Source organism: Bacteroidota bacterium, assembly GCA_039111535.1.
Classification (GTDB): Bacteria; Bacteroidota; Rhodothermia; order Rhodothermales; family JAHQVL01; genus JBCCIM01.
Map to the genome: position 1 here is coordinate 1 of JBCCIM010000229.1, position 9,668 is coordinate 9,668.

The 9,668-nt window shown below is 50.0% G+C and carries 7 protein-coding genes; all 7 read left to right on the forward strand.

Annotation, left to right across the window (positions count from 1 at the left end; genetic code table 11):
• Positions 1 to 103: 103 nt before the first annotated feature.
• The gene (hprK, locus tag AAF564_23670; GenBank protein MEM8488567.1) at positions 104 to 1,120 is read left to right on the forward strand and encodes an HPr(Ser) kinase/phosphatase; all 1,017 of its coding nucleotides are present in this window, start codon (positions 104 to 106) and stop codon (positions 1,118 to 1,120) included.
• A 529-nt stretch (positions 1,121 to 1,649) separates the two neighbouring features.
• Entirely contained in the window at positions 1,650 to 2,630 is a 981-nt protein-coding gene (locus AAF564_23675; GenBank protein MEM8488568.1) for a M23 family metallopeptidase, read from the forward strand.
• A gap of 297 nt (positions 2,631 to 2,927) precedes the next feature.
• Positions 2,928 to 3,146: a DUF2795 domain-containing protein gene (locus AAF564_23680; protein MEM8488569.1), complete on the forward strand. Its 219-nt coding sequence runs from the start codon at positions 2,928 to 2,930 to the stop codon at positions 3,144 to 3,146.
• A 70-nt stretch (positions 3,147 to 3,216) separates the two neighbouring features.
• Positions 3,217 to 5,703, forward strand: a complete 2,487-nt coding sequence (locus AAF564_23685; protein MEM8488570.1) for a BamA/TamA family outer membrane protein — start codon at positions 3,217 to 3,219, stop codon at positions 5,701 to 5,703.
• Between the two features lie 11 nt (positions 5,704 to 5,714).
• Positions 5,715 to 6,350, forward strand: coding sequence for a cyclic nucleotide-binding domain-containing protein (locus AAF564_23690; GenBank protein MEM8488571.1), 636 nt, complete (start codon positions 5,715 to 5,717; stop codon positions 6,348 to 6,350).
• A 27-nt stretch (positions 6,351 to 6,377) separates the two neighbouring features.
• Positions 6,378 to 7,784 carry a 23S rRNA (uracil(1939)-C(5))-methyltransferase RlmD gene (gene rlmD / locus AAF564_23695; GenBank protein ID MEM8488572.1) on the forward strand — a complete coding sequence of 469 codons (1,407 nt, stop codon included), beginning with the start codon at positions 6,378 to 6,380 and terminating at the stop codon, positions 7,782 to 7,784.
• A 196-nt stretch (positions 7,785 to 7,980) separates the two neighbouring features.
• A partial coding sequence (locus AAF564_23700) for a 2-oxo acid dehydrogenase subunit E2 (protein ID MEM8488573.1) occupies positions 7,981 to 9,668 on the forward strand: 1,688 nt, incomplete at its 3' end.

The following is a 9,668-nucleotide window of genomic DNA, read 5'->3' on the forward strand; positions in this document are numbered from 1 at the left end:
CATCGCGCCGACCTACGAAGCTGAAGCGGAAGAAATCTCGACAGAAGAGATTGTGACCAGTGTGCTGGAAACCGTAGAAGTCCCCTAAATCAGGCCATTTCTCATGCGTCAGCAATCCAAGGCATTCAAAAAAGAATTTGTTAGCGTAGCAGCATTGGTTGACTTGCTTCGTGAACGTGCAAAGATTGAGATTGAGGCGCTGAACGAAGTAGAAACAGCAGAGCGAAAGGTAACCGAACAGGATTTACACCGGCCCGGACTTGCCCTGGCGGGATACATCGGTTTGTTTACCTTTCAGCGCGTACAGATCCTTGGCAATACCGAGAGCCAGTACTTGCGCCACTTGTCGCTTGAAGAGCGACGGCAAGCGTTTCGCAACCTGGTGCAGTTTGCCCTGCCCTGCATATTTCTGACAGAAAGCAATGCGCTTGAAGATGAATTGCTGGCGATGGCAACTGAAGCCGGCATTCCTGTCTACCGCACGCCAACCCCAACAACCCGTTTTATGTCGCTGCTGGGCGACTTGCTCAATGATCACTTTGCCTGGCAGAAACCGGTTCATGGGTCACTTGTGGATGTGTATGGCGTCGGGTTGCTCATTGTTGGGAAAGCCGGCATAGGTAAAAGCGAAGTTGCGCTCGACCTGGTTGAGCGCGGGCATCGCCTCGTAGCAGACGACGTGGTTGTGGCGACGCGCCGCGGCGAAAACCTGCTCATTGGCGCCGGCACAGACCTGGTGCAGCACTTTATGGAAGTGAGAGGGCTCGGGCTTGTCGACGTGCGCGCCATGTTCGGTATCCGTGCCATACGGTTCCAGAAGCGCATTGAGGTCGTTGTAAATATGCAGCTTTGGGATCCTGATGAAGACTACACCCGGATTAGTGTCGTTGATGATACCCATCCGATTCTCGGCGTCGAACTCCCCATGGTGAAAGTGCCGATTACGCCCGGTAAAAATATCACAGTGATCTGTGAGGTCATCGCAATGAATCACATTTTGAGACATTACGGCTATGATCCGGCAGAAATATTCTCTCAAAGATTGGCTGATCAAATTCAGAAAAATAAATCTGGGCAGCCGAACCGTGGACTCCAATATTTGGAACACGATTACGAGTAGGCCGTTTTGCGGTCTTTCCAGTTTTTTTAGGAAAAAAATGGTTGAACCTTCAGGGTTATAGATGAGTGGGACGATATTGTCTTAGAAACTGAGTGCAAATTTGGCAAAAATTTTGTGAGAAGTTTCACAAATGCCACGAATTGATGGATATTGCCTGCTTTCGTGTCGCAAGATGATACTTGCTGTTGACAAGCGCACCCCGCTCAATTATATTCACCTTGCCGTTAGTTAGGACACACGCATAGAATTAATTTCTGTGACCAAATAGCTACCCCTAGGTATTCGTGGACTATCCCCCACATAGTTCAGCCATACACAAGTTTGAAAGGATATAAGTAACTTGTCGATATAAGTCATATATTATGTCGGAAAGTATTCTTGCATCTACTCCTTCGGGTGCTGTTAGTTACTGAATCTTTGAATTTACCTCCGTGTATGCTTTGCCAGGCCAAAGTCGGTATGTGCTGAACATGCCCTTAAAATGAGCCTTTGTTGGTTAGAAGTATTAGGTGGGATAAGAGTTGCTCTTATGGCAAAGAATAGATATTACTACTACGACGAGAATACATTCTCTTTTGTTGAGCTTAAGCCCAAGCGTTCGCGCATTATAAAGCGATCAGCCTTGGTTTTGCTGGTTTCCCTGTTCCTCGCAGGATTTATCAGCTGGGGCATGGACAAAGTTATAGGTACCCCCCAGGAGCTTGCGCTAATTGAAGAGAACGCTGTTCTTCAGGAACAGCTTACGCACGTCAGAGAACGGATGCGCGATTTTTCGGCTGAATTGTCGATGCTTTCGCAATCAGATCAAAACCTTTATCGAACCATTCTTCAGGCAGATCCAATCCCTGAAGACGTGTTAATGATGGGTGTCGGCGGTAAAGATAAGTATGAGGAGTTTGACAGGTTTAGCCCTAATACCTCAGATCAACTCAAAGCTACCGCAGAATTGCTCGATGAATTGGAGCGGAAAGTAAGCCTTCAGAATCAGAGCTACCGCGAGTTGGCTTCTCTGGCAGAAAAACGCAGTGATTGGCTTGTGCAAATGCCGGCTATCCTGCCTGCAAACGGTCGCGTAACGTCTGGCTTCGGCATGCGTTACCATCCAATCTTGAAAATTCGCCGGATGCACGCCGGCATCGATATCCTGCTCCCAACAGGATCTCCTGTGTATGCTACCGGAGATGGTGTAATCCTTGAAACAGGTAGAAACTCGGGTTTGGGTACTTACCTCAAGGTGCAGCACCCTGCTACAGGCTATACAACGGTCTATGGCCATCTCTCAGAAATCCCGAAAGACATCAAGCGCGGCAAGAAAGTCAAGCGTGGTGATCAAATCGGACTGAGTGGTAACTCCGGGCTTTCCACAGCACCTCATCTACATTATGAAGTGCGCGACAGTAAAACGCGCAAGCCTTACAACCCGATTTTCCTCTTCCTGCCAAGCATGACGCCTGAGCAGTACCAGGAAATGTTCACCGAACTAGAAGCCAATACAAGCTCTCTGGATTAATCGGTTGCTTTTACGGGTAGGTTGGCGAAAACTTTAGCCATTCCTTTTTAGTCTCCCTCAGTTAGGTCGACAATTCTCATTAATGTGGGTTAATGCGGGAACCCGTTTGCGGGGTAACGCGTGCCCACGTTTTTATTTTCTGTTCTCGCTAACTGCATGTATTGCAGATATTTGGGGTTCAGGGAATTCGCTTGCTTTTGTCCCAAAGGTGTCCTATAGTTCTGCGAACACCTAATCTGTAAAGGGATTTTGGTAATCAATAACTGTCAATGAGAATTAAAAATTCAGTCGTCTGCCATGTACTGGACTCTTGAATTGGCCTCCTACTTGGAAGACGCGCCATGGCCGGCAAGTAAAGAGGAGTTGATCGATTATGCCGATCGCACTGGCGCCCCCATCGAGGTGGTAGAAAATCTTCTTCTTATTGAAGATGATGGAGAGCCTTATGAGAGTATCGAGGAGATCTGGCCTGATTTCCCGACTTCTCACGATGATTTCTTCTTTGAAGACGATTAGTCAATTCTTAGCTGAATAAACAGCCTGCTATTCCCATACGTGGCGCGCTGCTTCAAGCATTCCTGGGTTCGTGTTATCTGCTCTATACGCTATTAGAAGCTTTGCATCTAACCATACCCGATGGTTTTGTATAACTATATGCTTTTGGCTGCTCTGTAGCACGTCTCCTGCTTTCGCCCAATCTGGAGAACTGGAATCCGCAACTGCAGAGCCACAACTCCTCATTTCCAAAGTTCGCTTTAAAGGCAATCGTATATTCAATAAAAAGCAGCTTGAGGCACGTGTGCGCACAAAAGCCAATCGCCGCTTTTTGCTGGTGCCCGGGTTCAACTGGTGGCTGTGGCTATATCGTATTGGTGATTCCGGACTATTTGGCAACAGAATAGGCAGTGCACTCAAAGCGACTGGTGAACCCCCTTACTATCTGGATAAAGTGGTCCTCGAGCAAGATGTCCAGCGCCTGTTGGTATACTACCAGCAATCCGGGTTTCGTCGTGCACAGGTGAAGGCCGAGGTTGATACTACGGCCAACAAGCGGCTGGAAGTCTCTTTTCTGATTGCGCAGGGTCCCCCGACATTCGTGAAGGATGTCCGTTTCGACGTGAACAACCTTAATGAGGATCAGCAGGACCGGCTCGCAAGGGAGTCATTATTGCACCGAGATGTATTGCCTCACGAAGACCGGTTAGCTTTTAAGCCCCAGGGGCAGTGGTATTCTGAGGTGTTGCTGCACGAGGAGCGCCGGCGTATACTTGAATTTCTGCGGGAAGAAGGATTTGCTGCTGTAACGCGTGATTCTGTACGGGCAATTATTACCGACCACAATCCTGACTCTTTTGACGTGACTTTCCGCGTCAGACCTGGTGAGCGGTACCGGTTTGGTGATATCCACTTCGACGTTAATGGCCCTGAAGAGGTGGCTGAAAAGCAGTTGGCCTTGCGCAGCAACACACCTGTGGATTCCAATGGCCATGTAGGGGGCGAAGTTACTGCTTCAATAGAGGGAGATCGTAAGCTGAAAGGAGATTTGCTTGCCAGCAGCCTGCAATTTGAGCCCGGGGAATGGTACGATCAGTCTAAATTGCTTTCCACGAAGCGCCGGCTCGAAGCCAAAGGTATCTTTGTGCTCTCGCGTATAGATCCCCAGTGGGAAGATATAAAACGGGAAGGTGCAGATAGCAGTTATCAATTACCCCATCGCGTATTGCTTGAGACGCGCGAACGGCATCAGATGCGTTTTGAGGCATTTATGCTACAGCGGAACGGCGTTTTGTCAGGTTCTGAGAATGAATTGGGTACCGGGCTAGGGGTGTCATACGAAAATGTCAATCTGCTGGGCAATGGTGAGAGTTTTCGGTTGAGCACAACCGGCTCCATTGCCGCTGATATCGATACAACCTTCTTTACTTCGGCCCAGGCTGAAATATCAACCGCGCTCACCCTCCCCTATCTGATAGCGCCTTTCAAAGGGCTCGATGAAGTGTTTGGCCTGTATGATGCCCGTACCCAGGTTTCTCTTTCTTTCCTAACCGCACGCCGAGAAGAACTCAGCTTTGTGATCCGGGGTAGGGGGACGGCCCGCTTGAGACTGGAAATGCAACAGAGCCCTACGCTCGTCTCCTATCTCGATCTGTTTGACCTCTCCCTCAGTAACCCGGATACCCTGAACGGATTTAGAAACAACTTTTTGGGGAATATCCTCCAGTCAATTGATGATCCGGTACAGTTTGCGCAAATCCTTGAAGACTATACCGAGCCCCAGATCAACAGTGCATTACGATTTACACGTCGTGCTTCGAACGTAAATCCGCTGCGCCGTGAGCAAGGATACAGTTATGAGGGTGCCCTAGAGGTTGGCGGGAATTTGCCCTTTTTCCTCGATAGGTTTGTTTATTCGCCAGATTCGTTGGAGGGGCGAATACCCGGACTGTCCCTGTTTCGCAGCGATAATTCGGATAATAGCCTGATTTATCGCCAATATGCCAGGTTGTCAGCAGATCTGAGGCAATACAAACCGATTAGCCAGAACTCGGTCCTGGCCTGGAAGCTGGTGGGCGGTATTGCGCATCCTACAGGCAAGGCGAATCTTGTACCCTTTGATCGCAGGTTTTACAGTGGTGGTGCATCAAGCGTGCGAGGCTGGGGGTTGCGAGGCCTTGGGCCGGGCCGAACACGGGCAGATACAACCAGTGGCCTGTTGGTTGATAACAATAGCATTTTGGGGGGAGATATCAAGCTTGAGGCAAGTATCGAGCTTCGTAGCACCGTACTGCGTGAAGTGCTCGCAGCAGACTGGATTCTTGCTTTTTATGGAGATGCCGGCAATGTGTGGTTCGGACCAAGGAATCCGGGTGATGATGCCGGCCATTTCAAGTTTTCCTCATTCTATAAAGAAATTGGCATCGGTACCGGATTCGGCTTGCGGCTCGCGTGGGATTATTTGATATTACGATTGGATTTGGCGTACCGTGTACACGATCCGGCTTTACGCGGAGCGTTTCTTGACAACGCGTTCAAGGAATCCCGCCTCCACTTTGGTATCGGACATACCTTTTAGGCAGGAAATCAATGCCGCAATTAGATTCTACCCAACGGACCCTCCAGCACTTTCGTGAATGGCTACAACGCCTTTACAGGCGTGCTTTTAGGCCACAACTGGATATTCGTACCCAGGCAATAGCGCAGGCGTTGCGCTCGGTAGACTTGTTTGCCAATTTCAACCGGGGCACCATCCGCAGCCTGGCTGAGGCGCTGCACGTGCGGGAATACAAGCGGGATGAGTATATTTATCGCGAACGCGACCCGGGGCTGGGGATGTACATTGTTCAGAGTGGGCGCGTAAGGCTATTGACGGAAGATGAGGAGGGCAACCTGCATGAGTCCCAACAAGCCGGCGACTTTGAGATATTTGGTCACCTGGCGCTCCTTGGTGACTTCAGGCGTTTCGAAACCGCGCAAGCAGTTACTGAGACGAGTGTGTTTGGCTTCTTTCGTCCTGAATTGAAGTCGATGATAAAGCGTGATCCGCGCACTGCAGCGGCTTTGCTGCATACGTTGGCTGGCTATGCTGCAGCACAACACGTTGCCATGTACAACTTGCTGGTTGAAAAAGAAGGTAAGGTAATAGCAACCCGGATGCATAATATTGCAACAAAAGGGGGGGATTCAAAGTCTCCTAGTGCTTCGTTTGTAGTCAGGCCCTAAGGGTCAATCTTAATCCCCGGAAATACTTTGCGAAAAGGCGACGAGTTAACACTGACGATCGAGAAATTTGCTGATCGTGGAAAATCCCTTACACGGCTTGACGGCTATGTAGTCTTTGTGCCTGGTGCCGTTCCTGGAGATAACGTACTCGCAAAGGTTGTGCGTAAGAAGAAGAAATTTGCCGAAGCACGTCTTGTTGAAGTGCTCTCGCCAAGTCCGTTGCGCACCGATCCGACCTGTACATATTTTGGTAGCTGCGGCGGTTGCAAGTTGCAGCATGTGCAGTATGAGGCCCAATTGGATGCCAAGCGACAAAGCGTGGTTGAGGCGTTGCAGTTTCAGGGCGGGTATGAGAATATCGAAGTCAATCCGATCATTGGTGCGGAAGAGCAGTTTCGGTATCGCAACAAGATGGAGTACACCTTTAGCTCCTCCAGGTGGCTGACATCCGAAGAAATTGCAAGTGACGAAAGGTTCGACACATCTTTTGCGCTTGGTATGCATGCGCCAGGTCGGTACAACAGGGTTATTGATTTGCAGACCTGTTATCTGCCGGCTGAAATATCGGTTAGGTTGTTAAATGGGTTTCGACAGCTAGCCAAAGCAGAGCGGTGGGATTGCTGGGATGTGCGGAAGCACGTGGGATATTTACGTAACCTTGTTGTGCGCACAGGTCAACGTACGGGCGACTTGATGGTGAACGTCGTGACGAACGGGTTCGATGAGGATCGGTTTGATCGTATGACTGAGTACGTGAAAGCAAGCTTTCCTGAAGTCACAACCTTTCTTAATACCATCCACACGGGATTGGCCCAGGTGGCGATTGGAGAAGAGCATCACATCGGCATAGGTGACGGACTTATTCGCGATGAAATTGGCGGATTTACTTTCGAAATTGGCCCGGGGGCATTTTTCCAGACCAACACGGTGCAGGCTGAGCGCCTGTATGAAGTTGCCCGCGAGTTTTCCGAAGCGGGCCCTGATGACCTGGTATACGATCTCTATTGCGGCGCCGGCACCATTTCCATATTTATGGCCCCGCATGTGCGACATGTGGTGGGTGTAGAACTGGTGCCCGAAGCGATCGAGAATGCGCATACCAATGCACAAAAGAACAACATCACCAATTGTACTTTCCTTGATGGCGACATGCGGCGAATTTTTACACCAGCGTTTGTCCAGAAACATGGCAAACCGGATGTACTTATTGTCGACCCACCTCGTGCCGGTATGCACCCGAAGGTAGTTGCACAGATTGCGGAGCTCCAGCCGGCACGTTTTGTGTACGTCAGCTGTAATCCGCAGACCCAGGCGCGTGATCTGAGCATGATGGGAGATATCTACGAAATAGAGGCCGTACAGCCGGTAGATCTTTTCCCTCATACGTACCATATCGAAAATGTGATCAAACTGCGTGCTCGTTCTGCCGCTTAATTTTCACAAATGCCACTACTTTGGGATACTTTTAATTTCGCACATCTTTTTTAAAGGAAAGACCTTAAGTTTTTATTACGTACGAGAATTTTCCGGGATGTCCGCGTAAAAATGGAAATCGTGGAATCCTTACCTAAACAGGGTCGTTATCGTACGTCTAACACGTCCGACCCCCTGACAAATAAATACACAGACCGTGAGTGCGTTAGGATATAATACCGGATACATCGAGGAGATATATAAACAGTATCTCAAAGACCCGAAGAGCGTTAGCGAAAGCTGGCAGGACTTTTTTGCTGATTATCAGCCATCTGAATCATTTGTCGCTGCGCGGTCTGCGCGTGTACAGGAGCCTGCAGAGGCCAGTACGGTAGCGCTTTCACCCGCGATGCCAAGTGGGGGAGACGGGGCGATAACCGACCCGATTCACCCTGCCTCAGCGTCTGCTTCTGGTAGAGAAGATGTGGAGTTGCACCCGTTGCGGGGCGCCGGCGCCAAGATTGTCGAAAACATGGAGGCCAGCCTTGGTGTCCCTACGGCAACATCGGTGCGTCAAATTCCTGTCCGGCTGCTGGCTGAGAATAGGAAGCTGATTAACGACTATCAGCGCTATGTCGGCGGATACAAAGTTTCTTTTACGCACGTCGTGGCATTTGCCATTGTAAAAGGGCTTACGAAATTCAGTAACATGAATTCCACGGTGACGCATGAAGACAACAAGTTGCAGCATGTCGTGCCGAAGAATGTAAACCTGGGCCTTGCCATTGATGTAGAACGGCGCGGCCGCAGAACGCTGCTGGTGCCAAACATTAAGGCGGCGGATCAGATGACTTTTGTGCAGTTGCACGGCATCTACAATGATCTGGTTGTTCGCGCACGCGATGGTAAGCTTCAGATTGCAGATTTTCAGGGCACCACGGTTTCATTGACCAATCCGGGGATGATCGGGACGGCATTGAGTGTGCCGCGCCTTATGCCAGGGCAAGGCGCGATCATTGGCGTTGGTGCAATTGGCTATCCTCCTGAGTACCAGGCTGTGCCGCCGCACGTAATCAAAAAGCTTGGTATTTCTGAAGTGATGTCTATCACTTCGACGTATGACCACCGCGTCATTCAGGGGGCCGAGAGTGGGGCATTTCTTGCTTACGTAAGCGAATTGCTGCTCGGCAAACATGATTTTTATCAAGAGATCTTTTCCAGCCTGAAAGTACCGTATCAGCCGTATATGTTGACGTCTGATTCCACCTCGCAAATGGCAGGTGGTGCAAATGCGGATCAGGAAATGGAGGTGATTCAGAAGCAGGCTGGTGTATTGCAATTGATCCGCGCCTGCCGCGTGCGTGCACACCTGCAGGCCGACGTTAACCCGCTCGGATACGATTGGGCGCACCATACCGAACTGGATCCTGCTACATACGGACTCACAATCTGGGATCTCGATCGTGAATTCATCACGGGCGGTCTCGGTGGGTCCGACATTCTACCGCTCCGCGAAATCCTCGAAATTCTGCGTGAAACATACAGCCGGAAAATCGGCATTGAGTTCATGCACATTTCTGACCCCATCGAGAAGCGTTGGTTGCAGGAGCGGATAGAGCCCGTACGTGCCTCTGATCCGTTGCCACACCAGACAAAACGTCGGATTTTGCAGCGCCTGAATGCTGCTGAAGCGTTTGAGCGGTTCCTGCACACGAAGTACATCGGTCACAAACGCTTCTCACTTGAAGGCAGCGAGACAATGATTCCGATGATCGACGCGATGCTGTGTGATGCTGCTGACCAGGAAGTCAAAGAAGTTGTTATAGGGATGGCCCACCGCGGCCGGTTGAACGTATTGGCGAATATTCTGAGCAAGCCATACGAAGTCATATTCTCTGAGTTTGA